Origin of the sequence: Streptomyces sp. Ag82_O1-12 (assembly GCF_900182715.1) — a bacterium.
GTDB classification, from domain to species: Bacteria; Actinomycetota; Actinomycetes; order Streptomycetales; family Streptomycetaceae; genus Streptomyces; species Streptomyces massasporeus.
Window position 1 is genome coordinate 7283510 of sequence record NZ_FXUW01000001.1, and the last position, 26131, is coordinate 7309640.

At 72.1% G+C, this 26131-nt stretch carries 22 protein-coding genes; 10 read left to right on the forward strand and 12 right to left on the reverse strand.

Features of this window, described 5'->3' with window-relative positions:
- Positions 1-128 precede the first annotated feature (128 nt).
- Positions 129-857 (reverse strand): creatininase family protein, encoded by a 729-nt coding sequence (locus QOL88_RS33160; RefSeq protein ID WP_097221923.1) that lies wholly within the window; start codon positions 855-857, stop codon positions 129-131.
- A 41-nt stretch (positions 858-898) separates the two neighbouring features.
- On the opposite strand from QOL88_RS33160, the gene ribA reads away from it, so the two are divergent.
- The 3 genes from ribA to QOL88_RS33175 all read left to right on the forward strand — a co-directional run bounded on the left by ribA (position 899) and on the right by QOL88_RS33175 (position 3909).
- Positions 899-1558 (forward strand): GTP cyclohydrolase II, encoded by a 660-nt coding sequence (gene ribA / locus QOL88_RS33165; protein ID WP_097221924.1) that lies wholly within the window; start codon positions 899-901, stop codon positions 1556-1558.
- A 142-nt stretch (positions 1559-1700) separates the two neighbouring features.
- Positions 1701-2762 carry a saccharopine dehydrogenase gene (locus QOL88_RS33170; protein WP_097221925.1) on the forward strand — a complete coding sequence of 354 codons (1062 nt, stop codon included), beginning with the start codon at positions 1701-1703 and terminating at the stop codon, positions 2760-2762.
- Entirely contained in the window at positions 2752-3909 is a 1158-nt protein-coding gene (locus QOL88_RS33175) for a saccharopine dehydrogenase family protein (protein WP_097221926.1), read from the forward strand. The genes QOL88_RS33170 and QOL88_RS33175 overlap by 11 nt, the downstream gene beginning before the upstream one ends.
- Positions 3910-3915: 6 nt before the next feature.
- On the opposite strand, the gene QOL88_RS33180 is transcribed toward QOL88_RS33175, so the two are convergent.
- Positions 3916-5145, reverse strand: coding sequence for a serine hydrolase domain-containing protein (locus QOL88_RS33180; protein WP_097221927.1), 1230 nt, complete (start codon positions 5143-5145; stop codon positions 3916-3918).
- Between the two features lie 221 nt (positions 5146-5366).
- Here QOL88_RS33180 and QOL88_RS33185 point away from each other — a divergent pair, with 221 nt between their 5' ends.
- Positions 5367-5777 carry a VOC family protein gene (locus tag QOL88_RS33185; RefSeq protein WP_097221928.1) on the forward strand — a complete coding sequence of 137 codons (411 nt, stop codon included), beginning with the start codon at positions 5367-5369 and terminating at the stop codon, positions 5775-5777.
- 132 nt (positions 5778-5909) lie between these two features.
- On the opposite strand, the gene QOL88_RS33190 is transcribed toward QOL88_RS33185, so the two are convergent.
- On the reverse strand, positions 5910-7268 hold the full coding sequence (locus QOL88_RS33190) for an MFS transporter (RefSeq protein ID WP_097221929.1): 1359 nt from the start codon (positions 7266-7268) through the stop codon (positions 5910-5912).
- Between the two features lie 162 nt (positions 7269-7430).
- Complete coding sequence (locus QOL88_RS33195) at positions 7431-8096, reverse strand: TetR/AcrR family transcriptional regulator (protein WP_097221930.1); 666 nt, start codon at positions 8094-8096, stop codon at positions 7431-7433.
- Positions 8097-8238: 142 nt separating this feature from the next.
- Between QOL88_RS33195 and QOL88_RS33200 the strand changes: the two genes are divergently transcribed.
- Together QOL88_RS33200 and QOL88_RS33205 are read left to right on the forward strand one after the other, a co-directional pair.
- On the forward strand, positions 8239-9114 hold the full coding sequence (locus QOL88_RS33200) for a shikimate dehydrogenase (protein ID WP_097221931.1): 876 nt from the start codon (positions 8239-8241) through the stop codon (positions 9112-9114).
- Positions 9115-9128: 14 nt separating this feature from the next.
- On the forward strand, positions 9129-10925 hold the full coding sequence (locus QOL88_RS33205; RefSeq protein WP_097221932.1) for a bifunctional sugar phosphate isomerase/epimerase/4-hydroxyphenylpyruvate dioxygenase family protein: 1797 nt from the start codon (positions 9129-9131) through the stop codon (positions 10923-10925).
- A 280-nt stretch (positions 10926-11205) separates the two neighbouring features.
- Here QOL88_RS33205 and QOL88_RS33210 read toward each other — a convergent pair whose 3' ends face one another.
- Genes QOL88_RS33210 through tkt form a run of 7 tightly spaced genes read right to left on the reverse strand, consistent with a single transcriptional unit; the run spans position 11206 to position 20176 of the window.
- Positions 11206-11793 carry a histidine phosphatase family protein gene (locus QOL88_RS33210; protein WP_097221933.1) on the reverse strand — a complete coding sequence of 196 codons (588 nt, stop codon included), beginning with the start codon at positions 11791-11793 and terminating at the stop codon, positions 11206-11208.
- A 3-nt stretch (positions 11794-11796) separates the two neighbouring features.
- Positions 11797-12681, reverse strand: a complete 885-nt coding sequence (gnd, locus tag QOL88_RS33215; protein ID WP_097221934.1) for a phosphogluconate dehydrogenase (NAD(+)-dependent, decarboxylating) — start codon at positions 12679-12681, stop codon at positions 11797-11799.
- A gap of 1 nt (position 12682) precedes the next feature.
- Entirely contained in the window at positions 12683-14347 is a 1665-nt protein-coding gene (gene pgi / locus QOL88_RS33220) for a glucose-6-phosphate isomerase (protein ID WP_097221935.1), read from the reverse strand.
- On the reverse strand, positions 14340-15275 hold the full coding sequence (gene opcA / locus QOL88_RS33225) for a glucose-6-phosphate dehydrogenase assembly protein OpcA (protein WP_097221936.1): 936 nt from the start codon (positions 15273-15275) through the stop codon (positions 14340-14342). Before opcA ends, pgi begins: the two co-directional genes overlap by 8 nt.
- Positions 15272-16939: a glucose-6-phosphate dehydrogenase gene (gene zwf, locus QOL88_RS33230; RefSeq protein ID WP_097221937.1), complete on the reverse strand. Its 1668-nt coding sequence runs from the start codon at positions 16937-16939 to the stop codon at positions 15272-15274. Before zwf ends, opcA begins: the two co-directional genes overlap by 4 nt.
- Positions 16936-18081 carry a transaldolase gene (gene tal, locus QOL88_RS33235; protein WP_097223292.1) on the reverse strand — a complete coding sequence of 382 codons (1146 nt, stop codon included), beginning with the start codon at positions 18079-18081 and terminating at the stop codon, positions 16936-16938. The genes zwf and tal overlap by 4 nt, the downstream gene beginning before the upstream one ends.
- 19 nt (positions 18082-18100) lie before the next feature.
- Positions 18101-20176 (reverse strand): transketolase, encoded by a 2076-nt coding sequence (gene tkt, locus QOL88_RS33240; RefSeq protein ID WP_097221938.1) that lies wholly within the window; start codon positions 20174-20176, stop codon positions 18101-18103.
- A gap of 166 nt (positions 20177-20342) precedes the next feature.
- Here tkt and QOL88_RS33245 point away from each other — a divergent pair, with 166 nt between their 5' ends.
- Positions 20343-21230, forward strand: coding sequence for a helix-turn-helix transcriptional regulator (locus QOL88_RS33245; RefSeq protein ID WP_097223293.1), 888 nt, complete (start codon positions 20343-20345; stop codon positions 21228-21230).
- An 85-nt stretch (positions 21231-21315) separates the two neighbouring features.
- Here the strand turns inward: QOL88_RS33245 and QOL88_RS33250 are convergent, their stop codons facing one another.
- The gene (locus QOL88_RS33250) at positions 21316-22710 is read right to left on the reverse strand and encodes a glycoside hydrolase family 16 protein (RefSeq protein ID WP_097221939.1); all 1395 of its coding nucleotides are present in this window, start codon (positions 22708-22710) and stop codon (positions 21316-21318) included.
- Between the two features lie 332 nt (positions 22711-23042).
- Here QOL88_RS33250 and QOL88_RS33255 point away from each other — a divergent pair, with 332 nt between their 5' ends.
- Genes QOL88_RS33255 through QOL88_RS33265 form a run of 3 tightly spaced genes read left to right on the forward strand, consistent with a single transcriptional unit; the run spans position 23043 to position 26092 of the window.
- On the forward strand, positions 23043-23552 hold the full coding sequence (locus tag QOL88_RS33255) for an SRPBCC family protein (RefSeq protein WP_097221940.1): 510 nt from the start codon (positions 23043-23045) through the stop codon (positions 23550-23552).
- Positions 23545-25164, forward strand: a complete 1620-nt coding sequence (locus tag QOL88_RS33260; protein WP_097221941.1) for a phytoene desaturase family protein — start codon at positions 23545-23547, stop codon at positions 25162-25164. The genes QOL88_RS33255 and QOL88_RS33260 overlap by 8 nt, the downstream gene beginning before the upstream one ends.
- A gap of 46 nt (positions 25165-25210) precedes the next feature.
- The gene (locus QOL88_RS33265) at positions 25211-26092 is read left to right on the forward strand and encodes an SDR family oxidoreductase (protein ID WP_097221942.1); all 882 of its coding nucleotides are present in this window, start codon (positions 25211-25213) and stop codon (positions 26090-26092) included.
- Positions 26093-26131: the final 39 nt, after the last annotated feature.

Consider the following 26131-nt stretch of genomic DNA (forward strand, 5'->3'; position numbering starts at 1 on the left):
GTCTACGGGGTGCTCAGCCTCGTCGCCAGCCTGCCCGGCCTGATCGTGCTCGTGGCCCGCTGGTACGCGGGCGTGCGGGCCGGGGCCACCGCTCAGGCCCCGGCACCCGCCCCCGCGCCGCAGGGTGACTACGCGTCGGAGGTCAGCATCGAGAAATACGCCCCGAAGGAATCCGCGAGGCTCGCCAGGAGTTCCTTCCCTTTTTCCGCCGAACCCAGCGAAGGACGGCCGATGACACCGGAATCGGTATAGCCGGACATGCCGAGGGTGAGCAGATGACGCCGGTCGTCAGCGACGAAATCGGAAGTCTCATAACCGGGTCGGAGCATTTCGGGATGAGCGTGCAGAAGGATGGAGGTCTCAATTTCCCCCGCGTGCATGTCGGTGAGCAGCGAGGTGACCACACCCGCCCGCTCGCGCGCCGCCTCCCAGTCCTCCGCGGCCGGGAAGAGCGCCATCCGCTCGCCGCGGGCGGAGGATTCCTGAACCACGTTGCCCAGCACGTAGTTGCCGCCGTGCCCGTTGACCACCACCAGGACGTCGACCCCGGACCGGCGGAGCGAAGCCGCAATGTCCCGTACCACCGCATGAAGGGTCACCGAGGAGATGCTGACGGTCCCCGGCCAGGCCGCGTGCTCGTGCGAGCACGAGATCGTCACCGGAGGAAGGAGGTGCACCGGGTACGCGCCGGCTATCTCCCGCGCGACGGCACAGGCGACGAGCGTGTCGGTCGCCAGCGGGAGGTACGCACCGTGCTGCTCGAAGCTCCCCACGGGAAGCACCGCGACCTGCCGTGAGACACCGGCGCCCCGCGTCCGTACGTCTTCCGTGGTGTCCGCCGGCACCAGATCACTCATAACGTCACGGCCTTTCGTCTCTGCTTAGGAACTCGAGAATCATGACAGACAACATTGGCGTACTCGGCAAGAAGTCGACGCAGCGGACCGGTGTGGAACGCGTCGTGAATGCCCCCCTGCCCACCGTGTACGGGAAATTCCAGGCGGTCGGCTACCTGGACCACGACCGCGGTGACGAACAGGTGGCGCTGGTCTACGGGGAGATCGGCGCGGACGACGTCCTCATCCGGCTGCACTCGGAGTGCCTGACCGGCGACGCCTTCGGCTCCCAGCACTGCGAGTGCGGCGACCAGCTCGACGCCGCCCTGCGCGCGGTCGTCGCCGAAGGAGCCGGTGTCGTGGTCTACCTCAGAGGGCATGAAGGCCGCGGCATCGGCCTGCTCGGCAAGCTGCGTGCGATGGCCCTGCAGGCGGAGGGCCTGGACACCGTAGAGGCCAACCTCGCCCTCGGCCTGCCGGTCGACGCCCGCGACTACGGCGTCGCCGCCCGGATCCTGGACGACCTGGGCGTGCGGTCCGTGCGGCTGATGTCCAACAACCCGCGCAAGCGTGAGGCGCTGGTGGACCACGGCATCACCGTCGCCGAGACGGTGCCGCTGCTGATCCCGCCGTGCGAGAACAACATCACCTATCTGCGCACCAAGCGGGAACGGCTCGACCACCACCTGCCCCATCTGGACGCGGTGGTCAGCTCCTCCTGACCGCTCGGCCGATTCCGGTTCCCGACGTGACCTGGGCGAATCCGTGCGCGACCCGCAGGCGGGCCGCGTACGCTTCGTGGACGTCCGTCTTTTGAGCGTCGGCCTCCAGCGGCCGACGCCTCACGCCGGAGGCCCATCAGGTATGACCGAGCTCCATCTGTGGCTGCGCCATGAGGCCCGCACGACCGAGCGACGCGCTCCGATCGTTCCCGACGACGCCCGGCGGCTCGTCGGGAACGGAGTGGAACTGACCGTCGAGGAGTCCCCGCAGCGGGTCTTCCCGGTCGAGGAGTACGAGGCGGCCGGCTGCCGCGTCGCCCCCGCGGGCTCCTGGGTGACGGCACCCCGGGACGCCGTCGTGCTCGGCCTGAAGGAACTGCCCGAGGACCCGGCCGAGCTGACGCACCGGCACATCTTCTTCGGCCACGCCTACAAGGGCCAGCCGGGAGCGGCGGAGCTGCTGGGCCGGTTCGCCGCCGGGGGCGGGGCGCTGTTCGACCTGGAGTACCTGGTGGACGACACCGGACGACGCCTGGCCGCCTTCGGTTTCTGGGCCGGCTATCTGGGCGCCGCCCTGGCCGTGCTTGGGCAGCGGGGCCGGCTGCGGGCGCCCCTGACGCCGACCACCAAGGAAGACCTGGACGAAACGCTGAAGCCCGCCGCCGCCGACGCCGGGTTCTCGGGCCTCGTCATCGGCGCCCTGGGCCGCAGCGGCCGCGGTGCCCGCGCGGCCTTCGCCACCGCCGGCGTCGACCCCACCTGCTGGGACCTCGCCGAGACGCGGGACCTGGACCGACCGGCCCTGCTGCGGCACGACGTGATGGTGAACGCGGTGCTCGCCACCACCCCCGTCCCGCCCTTCCTGCGCGAGCGGGACCTCGACACCCCGGACCGCCTCCTGCGCACCCTGTGCGACGTGACCTGCGACGTCGGTTCCCCGCTCAACGTCCTCCCGGTGTACGACGACACCACCTCCTGGGACGAGCCCGTACGACGGCTGCGCGACGCACCCCCGCTCGACCTCATCGCCATCGACAACCTGCCCTCCCTGCTGCCGCTGGAGTCCAGCGCCGACTTCTCGGCCGCCCTCCTGCCCCACCTGCTCGACTTCGGCGTCCTAGGACCATGGGGGCGCTGCCTGGACCGCTTCCGTGACGCGTCCCGCGCCCACGGCCTCGACAAGGGGGAGTCCCTTGAGCACTGAACCGGCGGCGGCGAGCGGCACCGTCCACTGGATCGGCGCCGGCCTGTCCACGGGCAGTGGTCTCGCGGCGCTGTGCGACACGGCCCAGCGGGTCCGGCTCTGGCACCGCACCGAGAGCCGGGCCGCCGACGCCCTCGGCCGGCTGGGCCTCACCGGACGGGCCGAGCCCCGCGCCTACACGTTGCCCGCGCTCGCCGCCGAACTCTCGCCGGGCGATGTCGTCGTGTCGATGCTGCCCGCCCCCGAGCACGCACCGCTCCTGGCGGAGTGCGTACGGCAGGGGGCGCACTTCGCGTGCTCCAGTTATGTGTCGGACGCGGTGCTGGAGCAGGTGCCGGCCGCCGCGAAGGCCGGGCTCGTCGTCCTCACCGAGGCCGGGCTCGACCCGGGCATCGACCACCTCTTCGCCCATGCCCTGGTCGCCCGGGCACGGGAGGCCATCGGCGACGACACGCCCGCCTCGTACACCCTCACGTCGTACTGCGGCGGAGTCCCCGCCGTCCCGAACGACTTCACGTACCGCTTCAGCTGGGCACCCGCGGGGGTGCTGGGCGCCCTGCGCTCCCCGGCCCGTTACATCGAGGACGGTGCGCCGACGGTCGCCGAGCGGCCGTGGGAGGCGACCCGGCGGCATGTCGTCGACGGGGAGGCCTTCGAGGTCTACCCCAACCGCGACAGCGTCCCGTTCGTCGCGCAGTACGGACTGCCGGACGCCTGGACACCGCGGACGTTCGTGCGCGGCACCCTGCGGCTGGAGGGCTGGCTGCGCGCCTGGGACGGTGTCTTCGAGGAGCTCAGGGCCGGCGACGACAACCGCATCGCCGCCCTGGCCCGGGAACTGGCCGCCGCCTACCCGACCACAGAGGACGACCACGACCGGGTCGTCCTCGCCGTGTCGCTGGACGTGCGGGCCGAGTCCGGGCGGGCGTGGGCGGGCGGCTACCTGCTGGACCTGGTGGGCGACGCGGAGGAGAGCGCGATGGCCCGCTGCGTCTCGCGGACCCTCGCCCTCGGCGTCCGGCACATCCTGGACGGCTCCCTGCCGCCGGGCCTGAACCGCGCCGCCGAGACGGCCGCCCGGTCCGAGCAGTGGCTGCGGGAACTCGCCCGGGACGGAGTGGAGTTCACACTCCGCGTCGACCAGTAGCGGGCGTCAGTCCGACAGGGCCTCGTGGACCATCCGCTTGAGGTCCTTGAAGACCGAGTGGGAGGTCCTGGGCCGCACCTGCGTCATGAACTGCACCGTCAGATCGCGGCCCGGATCGACCCAGAACGTCGTGGTGGCCACCCCGCTCCAGCCGAAGGCGCCGAGCCCGGTCGGCACCAGGGTGCGGGACGGATCGATCACCACGGAGCAGTTGAAGCCGAAGCCGAGCCCCTCGTTGCCGGGCTCGTCATGGGCGGGGCGGCTGCCGAAGGCCCGCAGGTCGGCTCCGCCGGGCAGGTGGTTGCGGGTCATCAGGTCCACGGTCCGCGGGGCGAGCAGCCGCACGCCGTCGAGTTCGCCCCGGCGGCGCAGCATCTCCATGAAGCGGTGGTAGTCGTGGGCCGAGCACACCATGCCGCCGCTGCCCGACAGGAACCGTGGCCGGCCACGTAGCGGGAGCCCCGGGATCGGCTCGATGCCACCGCCCTCCTTCTCCCCGTACATCTCGGAGAGCCGGGGCGCCTGCGCGTCCGTGACGTGGAAGCCCGCGTCCGTCATGCCGAGCGGCCCGAAGATCCGCTCGGCGCAGAACACGTCGAGCGGCTGCCCGGACACGACCTCGATGATCCGGCCCAGGACGTTGGCGGCCACCGAGTAGTTCCACTCGGTGCCCGGCTCGAACTGCAGCGGCAGGCTCGCGTACACCTCGATGGTCTCGGCCAGGTCCGCACCCGGCGGCACCGACGACTCCAGGCGGGCCTCGCGGTACAGGGCGTCGACCGGGTGGGCGTGATAGAAGCCGAAGGTCAGGCCCGAGGTGTGGGTCATCAGGTGCCGGACCAGTAGGGGGCCGTCGGCGGGGCGGGTCTCGACGTCGGCGCCGGAGCCGCCGACGTAGACCCGGGGGTCGGCGAACGCGGGCAGGTGGTCGGCGACGGGATCGTCCGGAGACAGCCGGCCCTCCTCCACGAGCAACAGCGCGGCGACCGCGGTGACCGGCTTCGTCATGGAGTAGACCCGCCACAGGGTGTCGGGCTCGACCGGGAGCCCGGCCGCGATGTCACGCCGGCCGTGCGTCGCGAGGTGGGCGACGCGCCCGCCCCGGGCGACGGAGACCAGGAAGCCCGGCAGACGCCCTTCGTCGACCAGCCGGGCGAAGTGCCGGTCCAGGCGGCCCAGCACCTGCGGATCCAGCCCGGCCTCACCCGGATCGACCTCTTGTCGCAGCTGTGCCATGGCTCGTCTCCCGTCGCGCTCGTCGAGGTGAGATCCGGCATACCCCACCCGGACCGCCTCAGACCCCATCGGGGTGCAGGAACGGTTCATGATCGCGCAAGAACAGGTGAGCGAGGGGCCTCGGGCCCGGGACGGAGGACCAATGGCCGATGGCCTGGTGGGGGCCGCGTTCCTAGGCTCGGGTCGTCGCCGTGCTCAGGACGCCAGGAGAAGAGGTCACGATGCCCGTGAACGGTCGCAGTCACATCCGTATCGCCCGTCCCTCCAGGGACCTCGCGGCAGCTGAGCGGTTCTGGAGCGGGGGACTCGGGCTCGGAGTGCTGTGGCGGGCCGAGGGCGGGGACGAACCGGGGGAGCACGACCTGCTGATGCTCGGCTGGCCCGACGCCGACTGGCACCTGGAGCTCGTGCACGAGCCCGCACGACCGGTGGAACCCCGCCCCACGGAGGAGGACCTGCTGGTCGTCTACGTGGACGGCCCCGTCCCCGACGACCTGGTCGCCCGCCTGAAGGAGCACGGCGGCAAGCGGGTGGAGTCCCCCAACCCGTACTGGAACGAGTGGGGGGTCACCGTGGAGGACCCCGACGGCTACCGCCTGGTCCTGTGCCGGCGGGCCTGGTCCAACGGCTGAACCGGTCGAGGCTCGGGGCAAGGTACCCGAGGGGCGCGGGGAACTGCGCGACCGGACCCCACGGACCCGCACCCGACGCACCACCACCGGCTGCCGGGCCCTCAAGGAGCCCGGCAGGACGGCCTGATGACCTCAGGCCGTCACCTTCTCCTGCCACACGGCCCCGGGTCCGGTGCGCTCGCCCAGCCTCTCCGTGGGGACCCGGTGGGTCTCCCGCGCCGACACCGCCGCGATCACCGGCGGCACGCACAACGCCGCCGTGAACAGCGCGACCGCCGACCAGTCGTCACCCTCCGGCCCCGCGATCCGCGCCGCGAACGTCACCGCGAACCCGGCCACCGCGAACCCGATCTGCGTACCGATGGCCACGCCGGACAGCCGGACCCGGGTCGCGAACATCTCGCCGTAGAACGCGGGCCACACCCCGTTCGCGGCGCTGTAGACGACGCCGAAGCAGACGATGCCCGTCAGGAACGTCAGCGGGTAGGAGCCCGTGGAGACCGCCCACAGGTACAGGAACATCGTCACCGCGCTGCCGGCCGCGCCGATCAGGAACACCGGGCGGCGCCCGATCCGGTCGGACAGCGTCGCCCACAGCGGGATCGCCGCGAGCGCGACGACATTGGCCAGGGCGCCCACCCACAGCATGGCCGTACGCGACATGCCGACCGCCTCGCTCGTGGCGTACGCCAGCGCCCACACCGTGAAGATCGTGCTGACCGAGGCGATCAGCGCGCCCCCGATCACCCGCAGCACATCCGCCCAGTGCTCGCGGAGCAGGATCACGAGGGGCAGCTTGACCACACCCTCCTCGGCGGCCTGCTGGGCGAAGGCCGGGGTCTCGTCCAGCTTGCGGCGGATGACCCAGCCGACGACGGCGACCCCGACGCTCAGCCAGAACGGCAGCCGCCAGCCCCACGACAGCAGCTGGTCCTCGGGCAGCGCGGCGACCGGGATGAACACCAGCGTGGCCAGCAGCTGGCCGCCCTGGGTGCCGCTGAGGGTGAAGCTGGTGAAGAAGCCGCGCCGGTCCGGCGGCGCGTGCTCCAGCGTCATGGAGTTGGCGCTGGCCTGCTCGCCCGCCGCCGAGATGCCCTGCAGCACCCGGCACAGCACCAGCAGGACGGGGGCGAGAGAGCCGACCTGGTCCCGGGTCGGCAGACAGCCGATGAGGAACGTCGACAGGCCCATCAGCATCAGCGTGAAGACCATGATCTTCTTGCGGCCGAGCTTGTCGCCGAAGTGCCCGAGCACCAGCGCGCCCACCGGGCGGGCGGCGTACGCGACGCCGAACGTGGCCAGCGACAGCAGGGTCGCGGTCGCCGGGTCGGACGCGTCGAAGAACACCGCGGGGAAGATCAGCGCGGCGGCGCTGCCGTAGATGAAGAAGTCGTAGTACTCCAGGGCGCTGCCGATCCAGGCGGCGGTGGCGGCCTTCCTGGGCTGACCGGGCGGGGCGGCGGACCCTGAGGGCATGGCGGGGACGGACACGGCGGCTCCTTCGGGGGCTCCACACTGAAGCGGAGCGGGCGACGGACGAGCAGAGGGGACGTGCCGGATCGCGGCTAATTAACCCACTGGGTAGTTAGTAGGGGATGGCCAGAGATGCTGCGCCCGTGTGTCGCCGGTGTCAAGGGGTGGTGCGCCGGGCGTTCAGCCGGCCGAGCGCTCCGCCGTCAGGTACGCGATCACCATGTCGCCCAGCATCGCCCGGTAGTGCGCGCGCTGCGCCCCGTCGAGCAGGTCGCGGCCGAACAGCGCGCCGAAGGTGTGCCGGTTGGAGACCCGGAAGAAGCAGAAGGAGGAGATCATGGCGTGCAGGTCGACGGCGTCGACGTCGGCCGTGAACAGGCCGGACTCCTGGCCCGATGCCAGGATCCGGCGGATCACGTCCAGGGCGGGGGAGCCGATCTTCCCGAGCTTCTCGGAGCCGGCGATGTGGTGGGCCTCGTGGATGTTCTCGATGCTGACCAGGCGGATGAAGTCCGGGTGTTGCTCGTGGTGGTCGAAGGTCAGCTCGGCCAGCCGCCGGATCGCCGCCACCGGGTCCAGGTGGTCGACGTCGAGCTCCTGCTCGGCCTCCCGGATCACGCCGTACGCGCGCTCCAGCACGGCCGTGAACAACTGCTCCTTGCCGCCGAAGTAGTAGTAGATCATCCGCTTGGTGGTGCTTGTGCGGGCGGCGATCTCGTCCACCCGGGCGCCGTCGTAGCCGGCCCGGGCGAACTCCTGGGTGGCGACGTCGAGGATCTCGGCCCGGGTGCGGGCGGCGTCACGGATGCGCTCGCCGGATCGTGCCGGTTCTTCGACGCTGGTCATCAGGTTCCTTCGGGCGGAGGGTCCGGTGCCGGTGATTCTAGGAGCAGGGGCCCGTCCGCCCATGGGGTCTTCCCGAGCCCGTGCTCGACTGATATAGCTAACGTACTAGTTCGTACATTAGTGAGCCGCTCGGGAGGCGCGCGTGCCCAAGGAGTCGTATCTCGTCGGACTGATCGGTTCCGGCATCGGCCCGTCACTCAGTCCGGCGCTGCACGAGCGGGAGGCCGACCGGCAGGGCCTGCGCCTGGTGTACCGGCTGATCGACATCGACACCCTCGGGGCGCCGCCCGAGGCGGTCGGGGACCTGGTGCGCGCCGCCCGCGACCTGGGCTTCGACGGGCTCAACATCACGCACCCCTGCAAGCAGCTCGTCATCGAGCACCTGGACGCGCTCGCCCCGCAGGCCGAGGCGCTGGGCGCGGTCAACACCGTCGTCTTCGAGGACGGCCGCGCGGTCGGCCACAACACGGACGTCACCGGCTTCGCCGCCTCGTTCGCCCGCGGGCTGCCCGACGCGCCGCTGGAGCGGGTCGTGCAGCTGGGCGCCGGCGGTGCGGGGGCGGCCGTCGCGCACGCCACGCTCACCCTCGGCGCCGGGCGGGTCACCGTCGTCGACGCCCTGCCCGAGCGGGCCGAAGCACTGGCCGGAGCCCTCAACCGGACCTTCGGAGCCGGCCGGGCGGCCGCCGCCTCTCCGGACCGGCAGGCCGAGCTGCTCGCCGCGGCCGACGGCATCGTGCACGCGACCCCCACCGGCATGGCCGCCCACCCCGGCCTGCCCCTGCCCGCCGGGCTGCTCCACTCCGGACTGTGGGTGGCCGAGGTGGTCTACCGCCCGCTGGAAACCGAGTTGCTGCGGACCGCCCGTGCTTTGGGCTGCGCAACCCTCGACGGCGGCGGCATGGCCGCTTTCCAGGCCGCCGACGCGTTCCGCCTGTTCACCGGCCGGGAACCCGACGCCGCGCGGATGCTGGCGGACCTGACCGAACTGGCCGGGGCCGTCGGAGCTCCGAACTAGAGAGAGGTACCGACGTGCGTACGTCCATCGCCACCGTCTCCCTCAGCGGCTCCCTCACCGGGAAACTCGACGCCGCCGCCCGGGCCGGCTTCGACGGGGTGGAGATCTTCGAGAACGACCTGCTGGCCTGCCCCCTCACCCCCGAGGACATCCGCGCCCGCTGCGCCGACCTCGGGCTCCGCATCGACCTCTACCAGCCGATGCGGGACATCGAGGCCGTCCCCGAGGCGGAGTTCGCCCGGAACCTGCGGCGGGCCCGGCACAAGTTCGAGCTGATGCGCCGGCTCGGCGCCGACACGGTCCTCGTCTGCTCCAGCGTCTCCCCGCAGGCGGTGGACGACGACGCCCTCGCCGCCGAGCAGCTGAGCCGGCTCGCCGACCTGGCGGCGGAGTCCGGTGTCCGGGTCGCCTACGAGGCGCTCGCGTGGGGGCGGCACATCAGTACGTACGACCACGCCTGGCGCATCGTCGAGACGGCCGGTCACCCCGCGCTCGGCACCTGCCTGGACAGCTTCCACATCCTCTCGCGCGGCTCGGATCCCAAGGGCATCGCGGACATCCCCGGCGAGAAGATCTTCTTCCTCCAGCTCGCCGACGCCCCGCTGCCGGCCATGGACGTCCTGCATTGGAGCCGCCATCACCGCTGCTTCCCCGGCCAGGGCGGCTTCGACGTGGCCGGGTTGGTGCGCCAGGTGCTGGCCACCGGCTACCACGGCCCGCTCTCCCTGGAGGTCTTCAACGACGTGTTTCGGCAGGCCGACGCCGGTCCGACCGCCGTCGACGCCCGGCGCTCCCTGCTGGTCCTCCAGGAGACGGTGGGCAGGGCCCCACTGCCCGCCCCCGTCGTCCCCACCGGCGTCGCCTTCGCCGAGCTGGTCACGCCCGACGCCGAGCCCCTCGCCGCCCTGCTCGGCGCCCTGGGCTTCACCCGCACCGCTCGCCATGGCGGCAAGCCCGTCGCCCTGTGGGAGCAGGGCGACGCCCGCGTCCTGGTCAACACCGGGACGGCCGTCCGCCGCGACGGCACCCGGCTCGCCGCGATCGGGCTGGAGTCACCGGACCCGGCCGCAGCCGCCCGGCGGGCCGAGGCCCTGCTCGCGCCCGTACTGCCGCGCCGCCGCGCGCCGCAGGACGCCCCGCTGGACGCGGTCGCCGCCCCCGACGGCACGGAGCTGTTCTTCTGCGCCACCGGCCGTCCCGAACTGCCCGACTGGCGGGCCGACTTCGAGAACACGGGCGTGCCCCCGGCGCAAGCCGGCATCCGGGGCATCGACCACCTCGCCCTCACCCAGCCCTGGCATCACTTCGACGAGGCGGCCCTCTTCCACCAGGGCGTGCTCGGCCTGCACGCCCAGGAGAGCGTGAACGTCGCCGACCCCTACGGTCTGATGCGCAGCCGGGCCGTCACCAACCCCGACGGCAGCGTCCGGATCGCCCTCACCGTCGGCGCCGCGCCCACCGACGACACCGTCCACGCCCAGCACATCGCCCTGGCCACAGACGACGTGGTCGCGGCGGCCCGCCGGTTCCGCGAGGCGGGCGGCAGCCTGCTGCCGGTGCCCGCGAACTACTTCGACGACCTCGCCGCCCGCTTCGAGTTCGCCGACGGCGAGCTGGAGACCTACCGCGAGCTCGGCATCCTCTACGACCGCGACGACCACGGCGTCTTCCGCCACTGCTACACCCGCACCGTCGGCCGGGTCTTCTTCGAACTGGTCCAGCGCGACGGCGGCTACCGGGGCTACGGCGCCGCCAACGCCCCGGTGCGGCTGGCCGCGCAGCACGCGGCACGGGCGCTCACCGGCACCTGACGGTCCGGGTGATGCCGGTGACGGCGGTGGCGAGGATCGTGTGGAACACCGGGTTGAGCTGCGGTGCCTCGTCGGCGCCCTGGTACGGCGCCAGCACGGACACCATGGGCAGTTCGATGGTGGGCAGAAGCCGCTGCTTGAGCTGGGGTATCGCGATCGCCCCGCCTTGAAGCCGTCGACGGCATCAGCGGCGTCACCTCTACCGCAAGCGAGGGCTCCATCAGCCGGGACCCCTGGCGTGCCCGGCCGGAGGTGTCAACTCACCTCCGGCCGGGGCTCGTTACGCCCTGGAGTTCCACTCCGCGATCACGGGCCGGCCGTGCTCGGTCGACAGTCGGCTGACCGTGCCGGTCTCCAGCCGGAACAACTGCCCCCGCGCCGGAGGCAGACCCAGCCGGCGGGCCGTCAGGACGCGGAGGAAGTGGCCGTGCGCCACCAGCATCACATCGCCCTCGGGCAGCGACTTCTCCGCCCGGGCCAGCACCCGGTCGGCGCGTTCGCCGACCTCCTCGGGGGACTCGCCGGGCTCGCCGTCGGGGCCGGGCGGGCACCCGTCGGTCCACAGGTCCCAGTCGGGGCGGGTGCGGTGTGTCTCCTCGGTGGTGACGCCCTCGTAGGCGCCGTAGTGCCACTCGTGCAGGTCCGCCTCCCGCACGGCCCCCGTCAGGCCCGCGAGTTCGGCGGTGCGCACCGCGCGGCCGAGCGGGCTGGTGAGGACCAGTGCGAAGGAGCGATCCGTCAGGAGCGGGGCGAGCGAGGCGGCCTGCTCCTCACCGTGCGGGGTGAGGGGCAGGTCGGTGAAGCTGGTGTGCTGTCCGCTCCGGCTCCACTCCGTCTCGCCGTGGCGGACCAGCAGTAGATCACCCACGTCCTACGCCTTCTTCGCGGACTCGACGGCGTGGCCGCCGAACTGGTTGCGCAGCGCCGCGATCATCTTCATCTGCGGCGAGTCGTCCTGCCGGGAGGCGAACCGGGAGTAGAGAGAGGCGGTGATCGCGGGCAGCGGCACGGAGTTGTCGATCGCGGCCTCCACCGTCCAGCGTCCCTCACCGGAGTCCTGGGCGTAGCCCCTGAGCTCCTCCAGGTGCTCGTCCTCGTCCAGGGCGTCCACCGCCAGGTCGAGCAGCCAGGAGCGGATGACGGTGCCGTCCTGCCAGGAGCGGAACACCTCGCGGACGTTGTCCACCGAGTCCACGGCCTCCAGCAGCTCCCAGCCCTCGGCGTAGGCCTGCATCATCGCGTACTCGATGCCGTTGTGGACCATCTTCGCGAAGTGCCCGGCGCCGACCTTGCCCGCGTGGACGAAGCCGTACGGGCCCTCCGGCTTGAGCGCCTCGAAGATCGGCCGCAGCCGGTCGACGTACTCCTTCTCTCCGCCGACCATCAGGGCGTAGCCGTTCTTCAGTCCCCACACGCCGCCGGAGACGCCCGCGTCGACGAAGCCGATGCCGCGCTTGCTCAGTTCCTCGGCGTGCTTCTCGTCGTCCGTCCAGCGCGAGTTGCCGCCGTCCACCACCGTGTCGTACGGCTTGAGAAGGTCCGCCAGGCGGTCGATGACGTGCTGGGTGGGTTCGCCGGCCGGGACCATGACCCAGACTGTGCGAGGCGCCTCCAGCTGGTTGACGAGCTCGGCCAGGCTGGCGACGTCGGACTTCTCGGGGTTGTTGTCGTAGCCGATGACGGTGTGGCCGGCGTTGCGCAGGCGCTCGCGCATGTTGCCGCCCATCTTGCCGAGACCCACAAGACCGATCTGCATGTCAGTTCACTTCCCGAAGTGTGCGGTAGGCGGCCACCAGCGCGGCCGTGGACGGGTCGAGACCGGGGACGTCCGCGCCCTCGGTCAGGGCGGGCTCGACGCGTTTGGCGAGGACCTTGCCGAGCTCGACGCCCCACTGGTCGAAGGAGTCGATGTTCCAGACGGCGCCCTGCACGAACACCTTGTGCTCGTAGAGGGCGATCAGCTGGCCGAGGACCGACGGGGACAGCTCGGTGGCCAGGATCGTCGTGGTGGGGTGGTTGCCCCGGAAGGTGCGGTGCGGCACCTGCTCCTCGGGCACGCCCTCCGCGCGGACCTCCTCGGCGGTCTTGCCGAAGGCGAGCGCCTGCCCCTGCGCGAACAGGTTGGCCATCAGCAGGTCGTGCTGCGCCTTCAGTTCGTCGCTCAGCTCGGCGACGGGCCGGGCGAAGCCGATCAGGTCGGCCGGGATGAGCTTGGTGCCCTGGTGGATGAGCTGGTAGTAGGCGTGCTGCCCGTTGGTGCCGGGCGTGCCCCACACCACCGGCCCGGTCTGCCACTCCACCGGGTTCCCGTCGCGGTCCACCGACTTGCCGTTGGACTCCATGTCGAGCTGCTGGAGGTAGGCGGTGAACTTGGACAGGTAGTGGCTGTAGGGCAGGACGGCGTGCGACTGGGCGTCGTGGAAGTTGCCGTACCAGATGCCCAGCAGGCCCAGCAGAAGCGGAGCGTTGGCCTCGGCCGGGGCGTTGCGGAAGTGCTCGTCGACGATGCGGAAGCCGTCGAGCATCTCCCGGAAACGGTCCGGGCCGATCGCGATCATCAGGGACAGGCCGATCGCGGAGTCGTACGAGTAGCGGCCGCCGACCCAGTCCCAGAACTCGAACATGTTGTCGACGTCGATGCCGAAGTCGGCGACCTTCTCCGCGTTGGTCGACAGCGCCACGAAGTGCTTGGCGACCGCCTTCTCGTCGGTCCCCAGACCCTCCAGCAGCCAGGAGCGGGCCGAGGTCGCGTTGGTGATCGTCTCGATCGTGGTGAAGGTCTTGGACGCGACGATGAACAGCGTCTGAGCCGGGTCCAGGTCGCGCACCGCCTCGTGCAGGTCCGAGCCGTCCACGTTCGACACGAAGCGGAACGTCAGATCCCGGTCGGTGAACGGCCGCAGCGCCTCGTAGGCCATCGCCGGGCCGAGGTCCGAGCCGCCGATGCCGATGTTGACGATGTTGCGGATGCGCTTGCCGGTGTGGCCGGTCCACTCCCCGGAGCGCACCCGGTCCGCGAAGGCGGCCATCTTGTCGAGGACGGCGTGCACGCCCGGGACGACGTTCTCGCCGTCGACCTCGACGACGGTGTCCCGAGGCGCCCGCAGGGCGGTGTGCAGCACGGCCCGGTCCTCGGTGACGTTGATCCTCTCACCGGCGAACATGGCGTCCCGCAACCCGAACACATCGGTCGCGGCGGCCAGCTCCTGGAGCAGGGCCAGCGTCTCGTCGGTGACCAGGTGCTTGGAGTAGTCGATGCGCAGGTCGCCCACGTGCACGACGTAGCGCTCGGCGCGTCCCGGGTCCGCCGCGAACAGCTCCCGCAGATCGGGCTGCGGCAGGGCATCCTTGCGGTGGTCCTCCAGGGCGGTCCACTCGGGACGCCGGTCGAGCCTCGGGGAACCGGAGGGGGAGTCAGACATGAGCGGGGGTCTCCTCGGTTGCCTCGCCGTTCAGGGCGATGGCGTACATCTCGTCCGCGTCGAGGCGCCGCAGCTCCTCGGCGATGAGTTCGGAGGTGGCACGGACCTTCAGGGCGAGGGTGCGCGACGGCTGGCCCGGCAGGGTCAGCGTGGCCAGCGGTCCCTCGGGGCGGTCGATGACGATCTCGCCGTTCTCCGTGCCCAGGCGTACGGCCGTGACGACCGGCCCGGCGGTGACCACCCGGTCGACCCGCACGTGCAGCCGCGCCTCCAGCCAGCGGGCCAGCAGCTCGGCGGCCGGGTTCTCGGCCTCGGCCTCCACCGCCGCCGAGACGATCCGCGCCCGGGCCTGGTCCAGCGCCGCGGCCAGCATCGACCGCCAGGGCGTCAGCCGGGTCCAGGCGAGGTCGGTGTCACCGGGCGCGTAGGCGCGCACCCGGGCCTGGAGCGTCTCCAGCGGGTTCTCGACGGCGTACAGGTCGGTGATCCGCCGCTGGGCCAGCGCCCCGAGCGGGTCCTTGGAGGGCACCTCGGGGGCGTCCACCGGCCACCACACCACCACCGGAGCGTCCGGCAGCAGCAGCGGCAGCACCACCGAGTCGGCGTGGTCGGACACCTCGCCGTAGGTCCGCAGGATCACGGTCTCGCCGGTGCCCGCGTCGGCGCCCACCCGGACCTCGGCGTCGAGGCGGGAGGACTGGCGGTCGCGCGGGGTGCGGGCGTGGCGCTTGATGACGACCAGGGTGCGCGAGGGGTGCTCGTGCGAGGCCTCCTCGGCCGCCTTGATCGCGTCGTAGGCGTTCTCCTCGTCCGTGACGATCACCATCGTCAGGACCATGCCCACGGCGGGTGTGCCGATGGCGCGGCGCCCCTGCACCAGCGCCTTGTTGATCTTGCTTGCCGTGGTGTCGGTCAGGTCGATCTTCATGGCCTGCGCCAGCTCCGTCCGTCTCGTGCGAGCATCTCGTCTGCCTCCTCGGGTCCCCAGCTGCCCGAGGCGTACTGCGCGGGCCGGCCGTGCGTGGCCCAGTACTGCTCGATCGGGTCGAGGATCTTCCAGGACTCTTCCACTTCCTGGTGACGGGGGAACAGGTTGGCGTCGCCCAGGAGGACGTCAAGGATGAGCCGTTCGTACGCCTCGGGGCTCGATTCGGTGAACGACTCGCCGTAGGCGAAGTCCATCGTGACGTCCCGGATCTCCATCGACGTGCCCGGCACCTTCGACCCGAAGCGGACGGTCATGCCCTCGTCCGGCTGGACGCGGATGACGATCGCGTTGGAGCCCAGCTCCTCGGTCGCGCTGGAGTCGAAGGGGGAGTGCGGCGCCCGCTGGAACACCACGGCGATCTCCGTCACGCGGCGGCCCAGCCGCTTGCCGGTGCGCAGGTAGAACGGGACACCCGCCCAGCGGCGGTTGTCCACCTGGAGCCGGACCGCGGCATAGGTGTCGGTCGTGGAGGACTGGTCGATGCCGTCCTCCTCCAGGTACCCGCGCACCTTCGTGCCGCCCTGCCAGGCCGCCGCGTACTGACCGCGCACGGTGCCCTGCCCCAGGTCCTGCGGCAGCCGCACCGCCTTGAGGACCTTCAGCTTCTCCGTGAGCAGCGAGGCCGCGTCGAAGGCGGCCGGTTCCTCCATCGCGGTGAGCGCCATCAACTGGAGCAGGTGGTTCTGGATGACGTCACGGGCGGCGCCGATGCCGTCGTAGTAACCGGCCCGGCCGCCGATGCCGATGTCCTCGGCCATGGTGATCTGCACGTGGTCGACGTACGACCGGTTCCAGATCGGCTCGAACATCTGGTTGGCGAAACGCAGCGCCAGGAGGTTCTGGACGGTCTCCTTGCCGAGGTAGTGGTCGATCCGGAAGACCTGCTCCGGGTCGAACACGTCGTGCACGATCCGGTTGAGCTCCTCGGCCGACCCCAGATCGTGCCCGAACGGCTTCTCGATGACCGCCCGGCGCCAGGAACCCTCGGGGGCACTGGCCAGCTTGTGCTTCTTCAGCTGCTGGACGACCTTGGGGAAGAACTTCGGCGGCACCGACAGGTAGAAGGCGTAGTTGCCGCTGGTGCCCCGGGAGGCGTCCAGCTCCTCGACGGCGGATCGCAGCTGCTTGAAGGCCGTGTCGTCGTCGAAGTCACCGGGGATGAACCGCATGCCCTCGGCGAGCTGCTGCCAGACCTCCTCGCGGAACGGGGTGCGCGCGTGTTCGCGGACCGCGTCGTGCACCACCTGCGCGAAGTCCTGGTCCTCCCAGTCCCGGCGGGCGAAGCCCACCAGCGAGAAGCCCGGCGGCAGCAGACCTCGGTTGGCCAGGTCGTACACGGCCGGCATCAGCTTCTTGCGGGACAGGTCGCCGGTCACGCCGAAGATGACGAGCCCGGACGGACCCGCGATCCTGGGCAGACGGCGGTCGCGCGGGTCGCGCAGGGGGTTCTCGAAGTGGGTGTCGGCGTGCTCCGTCCGGCGGGGCGCGTGACCGCTCACCCCGGTCTGCTCCACCCCGGCCGCCTCCTGCGCGGCCCGGGCTTCCTTCTCCTCCTTGGTGCCCTTGGTCTCCTGCTCGGCCGTCTGAGGGATGCCCTCGCTCATTCCGCGTCAACTCCCTTGCTGTTCAAGGACTTGGTGACCGCGTCCAGCAGCTCCTGCCAGGCCACCTCGAACTTGGCCACGCCCTCGTTCTCCAGTTGCCGCACCACCTCGTCGTATGCAATGCCGAGCCGTTCGACGGCCGCCAGGTCGGCTCGGGCCTGGGCGTAACCGCCGGTGACCGTGTCTCCCTGGACGTCCCCATGGTCGGCGACGGCGTTCAGCGTGGCCTCCGGCATGGTGTTGACCGTGCCGGGGGCGACCAGTTCGTCCACGTACAGGGTGTCCTTGTATGCGGGGTCCTTCACACCGGTGGAGGCCCAAAGGGGGCGCTGCCGGTTCGCACGGGCGCCGCCCAGCGCCTGCCAGCGCGCCCCGGCGAAGACGTGCTCGTACGCCTCGTAGGCGAGCCGCGCGTTGGCCAGGGCCGCGCGGCCCTTCAGGGCGAGGGCCTCGTCCGTGCCCAGCAGCGTCAGCCGCTTGTCGATCTCGGAGTCCACACGGGAGACGAAGAACGACGCGACCGAGTGAATGCCCGACAGGTCGAGACCGGCCGCCCGGGCCTTCTCCAGGCCGGTGACGTAGGCGTCCATCACCTCGCGGTAGCGCTCCAGGGAGAAGATCAGCGTCACGTTCACGCTGATGCCCGCGCCGATCACCTCGGTGATCGCCGGCAGGCCCGCCTTCGTCGCCGGGATCTTGATCATCACGTTGGGGCGGTCCACCAGCCAGGCCAGCTGCCGGGCCTCGGCGACGGTCGCCGTCGTGTCGTGGGCGAGGCGCGGGTCGACCTCGATGGAGACGCGGCCGTCCCGGCCTCCGGTCGACTCGTACACCGGCCGCAGGACGTCGGCGGCGGCCCGGACGTCGGCGGTCGTCATCATCCGCACGGCCTCGTCCACGGTCACCCCGCGCACCGCCAGGTCGGCGAGCTGCTCCTCGTAGCCCGCGCCGGAGCCGATGGCGGCCTGGAAGATGGACGGGTTGGTGGTGACGCCGACGACGTTCCTCGTGGCGACGAGCTCCGCCAGGTTGCCGGACTCGATCCGCCGGCGCGACAGGTCGTCGAGCCAGATGGACACGCCTTCGTCGGACAGGCGCTTCAGTGCTCCCGCGTTCGCGGTCGCTTCGGTCACAGTGATCATCTTCTTTCGGGCGGTCGGATCAGCCACGGGCGGCGGTGAGGGACTCCCGCGCGGCGGCGACGACGTTCTCGGGGGTGAAGCCGTACTCGGCGAACAGGGTCTTCGCGTCGGCGGAGGCACCGAAGTGCTCCAGGGAGACGATGCGCCCCGCGTCTCCGACGAACCGGTGCCAGGTCAGCCCGATCCCGGCCTCGACGGCGACCCGGGCCTTCACGGACGGCGGCAGCACGCTGTCGCGGTAGGAGCGCGGCTGCTCCTCGAACCACTCCACGGACGGCATCGACACGACGCGGGTGGGCACGCCGGCGCCCTGGAGCAGCTCGCGCGCCCCGGCGGCGACGTGCACCTCGGAGCCGGTGGCGATCAGGATCACCTGGGGCGTGCCGCCCTCGGCCTCGAACCTCACGTAGCCGCCGCGCGCGGCGTCCGGGTCCGGCTCGTACGTGGGCACGCCCTGGCGGGTGAGCGCGAGGCCGTGCGGGGCGGGGGCGGTGCTGTGCCGCTTCAGGATCTCGGCCCAGACGATCGCGGTCTCGCCCGCGTCGGCGGGGCGTACGACGTTCAGGCCCGGGATGGCCCGCAGCGCGGCCAGATGTTCCACCGGCTGGTGGGTCGGGCCGTCCTCGCCGAGGCCGATGGAGTCGTGCGTCCACACGTACGTCACCGGCAGCTGCATCAGGGCCGACATCCGCACCGCGTTGCGCATGTAGTCGGAGAACACCAGGAAGGTGCCGCCGTAGACACGGGTGTTGCCGTGCAGCGCGATGCCGTTCATCTCCGCGGCCATGGAGAACTCGCGGATGCCGAAGTGCACGGTGCGGCCGTACGGGTCGGCCTCCGGCAGCGGGTTGCCCGCCGGGAGGAACGAGCTGGTCTTGTCGATGGTGGTGTTGTTGGAGCCGGCCAGGTCGGCGGAGCCGCCCCACAGCTCGGGGACGACCGGGCCGAGCGCCTGGAGGACCTTCCCGGACGCGGCCCGGGTCGCGACCGCCGTGCCCGCCTCGAACACCGGCAGGGCGTCCTCCCAGCCCTCGGGCAGCTCGCCCTTGCTCACCCGGTCGAACGTGGCCGCCCGCTCCGGGTTGTCGGACCGCCAGGCGGCGATCCCCTTGTCCCAGGCGGTGCGCGCCTCGGCGCCCCGGTCCAGGGCCCGGCGGGTGTGGGCCAGCACCTCGTCGGCGACCTCGAAGGACCGCTCCGGGTCGAAGCCGAGGAGCCGCTTGGTGGCCGCGACCTCGTCCTCGCCGAGCGCCGAGCCGTGGGAGGCCTCGGTGTCGCGCGCGTTCGGGGCGGGCCAGGCGATGATCGTGCGCATCGCGATGATGGACGGCCGCGCGGTCTCGGCCTGAGCCGCCCTCAGAGCCGCGTACAGCGCGTGCGGGTCGACGTCGCCGTCCTCCAGCGGCTCGATCCGCTGGACGTGCCAGCCGTAGGCCTCGTAGCGCTTCAGCACGTCCTCGGAGAACGCGGTCGCGGTGTCGCCCTCGATGGAGATGTGGTTGTCGTCGTAGAGGAAGACCAGGTTGCCGAGCTTCTGGTGGCCGGCGAGCGAGGAGGCCTCGGCGGAGACGCCCTCCTGGAGGTCGCCGTCGGAGACGATCGCCCAGATCGTGTGGTCGAAGGGGGAGTCGCCCTCGGGGGCGTCCGGGTCGAACAGGCCGCGCTCGTACCGGGCGGCCATCGCCATGCCGACGGCGTTCGCGACGCCCTGGCCCAGCGGGCCGGTGGTGGTCTCCACACCGGCGGTGTGCCCGTACTCGGGGTGGCCGGGCGTCTTGGAGCCGTGCGTGCGGAACGCCTTGAGGTCGTCCAGCTCCAGCTCGTAGCCCGCGAGGTAGAGCTGCGTGTAGAGGGTCAGCGAGGTGTGGCCGGGGGACAGGACGAAGCGGTCACGGCCGGGCCACTCGGGATCGGCGGGGTCGTGCCGCATCACCTTCTGAAAGATCGTGTAGGCGGCCGGAGCCAGGCTCATCGCGGTACCGGGGTGGCCGTTGCCGACCCGCTGGACGGCGTCCGCCGCCAGAAGACGGGCGGTGTCGACGGCACGCCGGTCGAGTTCGGTCCATGCGAAGCGGTCCGCTGTCTGCGTGCTCATCTTCAAGAAGTCCTCGATGGGAGCGAAGTTGCTGGTCTGACGTGTTCAAAATTAAAAGTCTGACTTTTACGGCGGAAGGTCGGCGTGTGCCAGCCTGTGGTGAAAGTGGGACACCCACCGGCAGCAGGGCACGCGAGCGGAGCGGGACGAGGGGCACTTGGTGGACATCGTGGACAGAAGCATCCAAGGCGGCGACGGGATCGATACCTTCCCCTTCCCGGTCGAGCTCAGCGTCGGCGGCGTCGGCATGCAGATCGGTCCGATGGGGACCGGCCGTACCTGGCACGCCGACGCGCCGCTGGAGCGCGTGCACCGCATCGACTTCCACGTCGTGATGCTGTTCGGCGCGGGCCCGGTCCGGCACATGGTCGACTTCACCGAGTACGAGGCCACGGCCGGGGACCTGCTGTGGATCCGCCCGGGGCAGGTCCACCGCTTCTCGCGCAGCAGCGAGTACCGCGGAACCGTGCTGACCATGCAGCCCGGCTTTCTGCCCCGCTCGACCGTGGAGGCCACCGGCCTCTACCGCTACGACCTGCCGCCCCTGTTGCGCCCCGACGCGGCCCAACTCGCCGGACTGGAAGCCGCGCTCGCCCAGCTGCTGCGCGAGTACGAGGACACGGCCACGCTCCCGCTGAGCCTGCACACCGCCGTTCTGCGCCACACCCTGACGGCGTTCCTGCTGCGGCTCGCCCACCTCGCGGCGAGCGCGGCGCAGGCCCTGCGGCAGCACTCCGACTCCACCTTCACCCTCTTCCGGGACGCCGTGGAGCGGGACTTCGCCACCAACCACAGCGTCAGCGCCTACGCCGACGCGCTCGGCTACTCGCGCCGCACCCTGGTCCGGGCGGTGCGCGCCGCGACCGGCGAGACCCCCAAGGCCTTCATCGACAAGCGCGTGGTCCTCGAGGCCAAGCGGCTCCTCGCCCACACCGAACTGCCCATCGGCCGGGTCGGCGTGGCGGTCGGGTTCCCCGACGCCGCGAACTTCTCCAAGTTCTTCCACCAGCACACCGAACAGACCCCGGCGGCCTTCCGGGCGGAACTGCGCTGAGGGCGACGGGCGCGACGAAGCCGAGGGCGGACCGGCGCGGCGAAAAGGGGCCCCACGCGCGCGTGGAGCCCCTCCGCGAGGGCCGTCAGTGCCCGAAGGTGAACCAGTTGACGTTCACGAAGTCCGCCGGCTGACCGCTGGTGAAGGTCAGATACACGTCGTGCGTGCCCGTCACGGCGCTGATGTTCGCCGGGACGGTCTTCCATGACTGCCAGCCCCCGGTGCTGCCCACCGCGAAACTCCCGACGGGCGCGTTGCCGCGGCTGTCCAGCCGCACCTCCACCAGCCCGCTGACGCCGCCGGCCGCTCCGCTCGCGACCCGGGCGTTGAACTGACGGGCCGCCGAGGAGCCGAAGTTCACGCCCTTGAAGTGCAGCCAGTCGCCGCCTGCGAGCGCGCCGACGTTCTGCCCGCCGCCGGAGTCGGCCGTCGTCTCGGTGATCACGCCGGACTGACCGTCGTAGGACTCGGCCTGGATGGCGGAGTAGGCGTCGCGGTTCCCGGTCGGCGGGGGCGTGGTGCCGCCGCCGGACGACAGCACCTGCACGTAGTCGACGACCATCGCGTGGCCTGCTTGCGTCCCGGCGTCCGGGCCGCCGCCGAACGCGTCGGGGAAGCCGCCGCCCATCGCGACGTTCAGGATGACGAAGAAGCCGTGGTCGGTGGCGTTCTTCCAGGTCGTCGCGTCGACCTGATCGGCGCGCACGGTGTGGTAGTTGACGCCGTCGAGGGAGAAGCGGATCTCCTCCACGCTCGTCGAGCGGTCCCACTCCATCCGGTACGTGTGGAAGCCGGCCTGGCAGGAGGTGCCCTGGCAGGTGGTCGAACCGCCGATGCCGCTGGTCTCGTTGCAAGGACCGCCCGGCGAGGTGCCGCAGTGCATCGTCGCGAACACCGTGTTCATGCCCTGGGTGTTCTCCATGATGTCCAGCTCGCCGACCGCCGGCCAGTTCCAGTAGTCGCCGCGGTACGGGGCGCCCAGCATCCAGAACGCCGGCCAGTAGCCCTTGGCGGCGGCGCCGGTGACGTTCGGCACCTGGATGCGCGACTCGACGCGGAGCGTGCCGCCGGCGGGGGGCCGGAAGTCGGTGCGGTTGGTCTCGATCCGGCCGGAGGTCCAGTTGCCGGCGGCGTCCCGCCGGGGCGTGATGCGGAGGTTGCCGTTGCCGTCGAGCGCGACGTTGTCCGTGCTGTTCGTCATCGTCTCGATCTCGCCGGTGCCCCAGCCGGTGGGACCGCCCGGGTAACCCCGGCCGGTCGCGTACTGCCAGTCGGAGGTGTTGACGCCGGTGCCGGCGGCGCCGTTGAAGTCGTCCACGAAGAGCTGTGTCCAGCCCGACGGGGGCGTCGGGGCGGAGGCGGTCGCGGACGGGGTGGCGACCGCGGAGGCGGCGGCCGCGAGGCCGAGCGTGCTGACGACGGCGACGAACGCCCGCCGCAGCGGGCGCCGTCCGCGCCGGGTGCCGGTGGTGTCGCTCATGTGGGGATGCCTCTCGGATCGGATGCGGGAGGGGTGAGAGCGCTCTCAAAGTGCGGTCAATGTGCTCCACGCGTCCCGGGTCGTCAAGAGCCGAAGCCGGGATTGGTGCGAGGGCGCTCGGTGGTTGCACAGCTTGAAACAGGCCGTGCCGACGGGGGAGGCGCGGGCGGGGAGCGAGGCAGACCCGGTAAGCCTGCATCCGCCGCCTGAGAGCGCTCTCACTCCCCCTGCGACGCGACAGGGGCGAGCCGCCGGGTCGCGCTGTTGAACCAGGACTTACCGGGGCACTCGGGGTGGACGCAGACCACCGGTCGAGGCAGCAGGAGGCATCCGTGGCCGTACGCCATCACCTGATCCGAGTCGGCCCGGGCGCCGTGTGGGACGTCCTCGCCGACGGCCACCGCTACGCGGAATGGGTCGTGGGCACCTCCGAGTCCCACCCGGTGCGCGGGCAGTGGCCACGCACCGGCGCGGCGATCAACTACGAGGTCCGGCTCGGCCCCGTGCGGCTCGACAACGAGACGGTCGTCCGCCACTGCGAGGAAGGCAAGCTGCTGGAGCTGGAGGCCCACGCCGGTGCGCTCGGCTCGGCACGCATCGCGATCGAGCTGCGGCCCTGGGGAGAGCACTGCCTGGTGATCGTGGACGAGCATCCCCTGCGGGGCGCCGGCGGCCGGCTGCACAACGTCGGATTCGAGGCGCTGATCCAGCTGCGCCACCGCGCCATGCTGGCCCGGCTGGCCAGACTGTGCGAGGCCGAGGCGCGGGTTCCGGGAGGCACCCGCCGCGGCCTGGGTCAAGTGACCGCGGGGTCCGACGCGGACGGGCCCCGCCATGCCTGACGCCGTGGTGATCGGCGCGGGCCCCAACGGCCTGGTGGCCGCCAACGTTCTCGCGGACGCCGGGTGGAGCGTCGAGGTTCTGGAGGACCAGCCCGAACCGGGCGGCGCCGTACGCCACGACCGGGGCGTCGATCCCGCCTTCGTCAACGACCTGTTCAGTTCCTTCTACCCCCTCGCGGCCGCCTCGCCCGTCCTGGCCGCGCTGCGCCCCGAGGAACACGGACTGCGCTGGAGCCACGCGCCCAGCGTGCTGGCCCACCCCCTCACCGACGGCAGCTGCGCCGTCCTGGACCGGAACATCGACACCACCGCCGCGTCCCTCGACACCTTCGAGCCGGGCGACGGAGCCGCCTGGCAGCGGCTGCACCAGGTGTGGCAGAACTTGCGCCCCGGCCTCCTGGACGCCCTGTTCACCCCGTTCCCGCCCCTCCGCGCCACGGCACGGCTCGCACTGCGGCTGCGGGCCGCGGGCGGACTGCGCATGGCCCGCTCCCTGGTGCTGCCGGTGCGGCGCCTGGGGGAGGAGGAGTTCCGCGGCCAGGGCGGCCGGCTGCTGCTGGCCGGCAACGCCCTGCACGCCGACCTCGCCCCCGAGTCGGCCGGCAGCGGCGGCTTCGGCTGGCTGATGGCCATGCTGGGCCAGACCTACGGCTTCCCGGTCCCGGCCGGCGGCTCCGGCGCGCTGACCTCGGCCCTGGTCCGGCGTCTGGAGACCCGGGGCGGCCGGGTCCGCTGCGGGCAGCGCGTCGAGCACGTCGTCGTCCGCGGCGGGCGGGCCGTCGGCGTGCGCACGGCGGGCGGTGACGCGGTGCGGGCCCGCCGGGCGGTGCTCGCGGACGTGTCGGTGCCCGCCCTGTACGGCGAGCTGGTCGACGCCGCTCACCTGCCCCCGCAACTCCTCGACGACCTGCGGCGCTTCCAGTGGGACTTCGCCACCTTCAAGGTCGACTGGGCGCTCGACGGGCCGGTGCCCTGGCAGACCGAGCAGGCGTCCCGGGCCGGCACCGTGCACCTCGCCGACGGCATGGACGAGCTGACCCGCTTCACCGCGCAGATCGCCATGCGGCAGGTCCCGGACCGGCCGTTCACGATCTTCGGCCAGATGACCACCTCCGACGCCACCCGCTCCCCCCAGGGCACCGAATCGGCCTGGGCGTACACCCACATCCCGCACGAGATCCGCGCCGACGCCGCCGACGAGGGCATCACCGGCCGCTGGGACACCAAGGACCAGGAACTCATGGCCGATCGCGTCGAACGCCAGGTGGAGCGCTTCGCACCCGGCTTCCGCTCACTGATCCGGGGCCGCCGCATCCTGGCGCCCCCGACCCTGGAGGCGCTCGACGGCAATCTCGCGGGCGGCGCCATCAACGGCGGCACCACCGCCATGCACCAGCAGCTCGTCTTCCGCCCCCTGCCCGGCACCGGCCGCCCGGAGACCCCGGTGCCGGGCCTGTACCTCGCCTCCGCCGGAGCCCATCCCGGCGGCGGGGTGCACGGCGCGCCCGGGGCCAACGCCGCCCGGGCCGCCCTGCGCCGCAACCGGTCTCCCGGCCTCGCCGGGGCCCAGCGGCTCCTCGCCCACCGCGACCGCACCGGAGCCAGGCGCTGAACCCGGCCCTCCGGGGCAGGGCCGGCGCCGTAAGGAAGGGCAGCCCATGGCAAGCAGTCCGCTCGCCGAGCGCACGATCGTCGTCACCGGAGCCGCCCGCGGCGTGGGCGCGGCCGTGGCCCGCGAGGCCGCCCGGCGCGGCGCCCGGGTCGCGCTCGTCGGTCACGAGAAGACCGCCCTGGACGCGGTCGCCGCCTCCCTGCCGGGCCCGGCCCTCGCCCTGGAGGCCGACGTCACCGACCTCCCCGCGCTGGAAGCGGCGGCGGGCACCGTGCGGGACCGTCTCGGCCCGCCCTCGGCCGTGGTGGCGAACGCCGGCATCGCCGAGGGCGGCGCACTCCTCGCCACGGACCCGGCCGCCTGGCGCCGTGTGATCGACGTCAACCTCACCGGCAGCGCCCAGACGGCCCGCGCGTTCCTGCCGGACCTGCTCGCCACGGCGGGTTACTTCCTCCAGGTCGCCTCCCTGGCCGCGATCGGCGCCGCCCCGCTGATGAGCGCCTACTGCGCCTCCAAGGCGGGGGTCGAGGCCTTCGCGCACTCGCTGCGCGCGGAGGTGGCGCACCGCGGGGTCGCGGTGGGCATCGCCTACCTCAACTGGACGGACACCGACATGATCCGCGACGCCGACCGGTACGACGTCCTGCGCGAACTGCGCCTGCACATGCCCCCGCCGGCCCGCCGCGTGTACCCCGTGGAAACGGTCGCCGCCCGCCTGGTCACCGGCATGGAGCGCCGCCGCACGGCCGTCTACGCACCGGCGTGGCTGCGCCTCGCCCAGCCGATCCGCCCGGCCATGCCCCCGGTGGTCCTGCGCGTCGCGCGCCGCGCACTGCCCCGCCTGGAGGCCTCGGGCCCGGTCCGCTACACCGGGCCGCTCGGCGCCGGGGGCCGGGCCGACCGCGCGGCGGCCGGGCCGGGTTCCTGAAGCATCTCCCGCCCGGCACGCCCGCACAGCCGGGGCATG

What these genes read in the sequence shown, in the direction of transcription:
- gnd (WP_097221934.1), bottom strand. Translation starts at nt 12,681, where the DNA reads ATGCAGATCGGTCTTGTGGGTCTCGGCAAGATGGGCGGCAACATGCGC.
- opcA (WP_097221936.1), bottom strand. Translation starts at nt 15,275, where the DNA reads ATGAAGATCGACCTGACCGACACCACGGCAAGCAAGATCAACAAGGCG.
- QOL88_RS33180 (WP_097221927.1), bottom strand. Translation starts at nt 5,145, where the DNA reads ATGGCACAGCTGCGACAAGAGGTCGATCCGGGTGAGGCCGGGCTGGAT.
- pgi (WP_097221935.1), bottom strand. Translation starts at nt 14,347, where the DNA reads ATGTCTGACTCCCCCTCCGGTTCCCCGAGGCTCGACCGGCGTCCCGAG.
- ribA (WP_097221924.1), top strand. Translation starts at nt 899, where the DNA reads ATGACAGACAACATTGGCGTACTCGGCAAGAAGTCGACGCAGCGGACC.
- QOL88_RS33250 (WP_097221939.1), bottom strand. Translation starts at nt 22,710, where the DNA reads ATGAGCGACACCACCGGCACCCGGCGCGGACGGCGCCCGCTGCGGCGG.
- QOL88_RS33195 (WP_097221930.1), bottom strand. Translation starts at nt 8,096, where the DNA reads ATGACCAGCGTCGAAGAACCGGCACGATCCGGCGAGCGCATCCGTGAC.
- QOL88_RS33265 (WP_097221942.1), top strand. Translation starts at nt 25,211, where the DNA reads ATGGCAAGCAGTCCGCTCGCCGAGCGCACGATCGTCGTCACCGGAGCC.
- tal (WP_097223292.1), bottom strand. Translation starts at nt 18,081, where the DNA reads ATGATCACTGTGACCGAAGCGACCGCGAACGCGGGAGCACTGAAGCGC.
- tkt (WP_097221938.1), bottom strand. Translation starts at nt 20,176, where the DNA reads ATGAGCACGCAGACAGCGGACCGCTTCGCATGGACCGAACTCGACCGG.
- zwf (WP_097221937.1), bottom strand. Translation starts at nt 16,939, where the DNA reads ATGAGCGAGGGCATCCCTCAGACGGCCGAGCAGGAGACCAAGGGCACC.
- QOL88_RS33170 (WP_097221925.1), top strand. Translation starts at nt 1,701, where the DNA reads ATGACCGAGCTCCATCTGTGGCTGCGCCATGAGGCCCGCACGACCGAG.
- QOL88_RS33160 (WP_097221923.1), bottom strand. Translation starts at nt 857, where the DNA reads ATGAGTGATCTGGTGCCGGCGGACACCACGGAAGACGTACGGACGCGG.
- QOL88_RS33185 (WP_097221928.1), top strand. Translation starts at nt 5,367, where the DNA reads ATGCCCGTGAACGGTCGCAGTCACATCCGTATCGCCCGTCCCTCCAGG.
- QOL88_RS33260 (WP_097221941.1), top strand. Translation starts at nt 23,545, where the DNA reads ATGCCTGACGCCGTGGTGATCGGCGCGGGCCCCAACGGCCTGGTGGCC.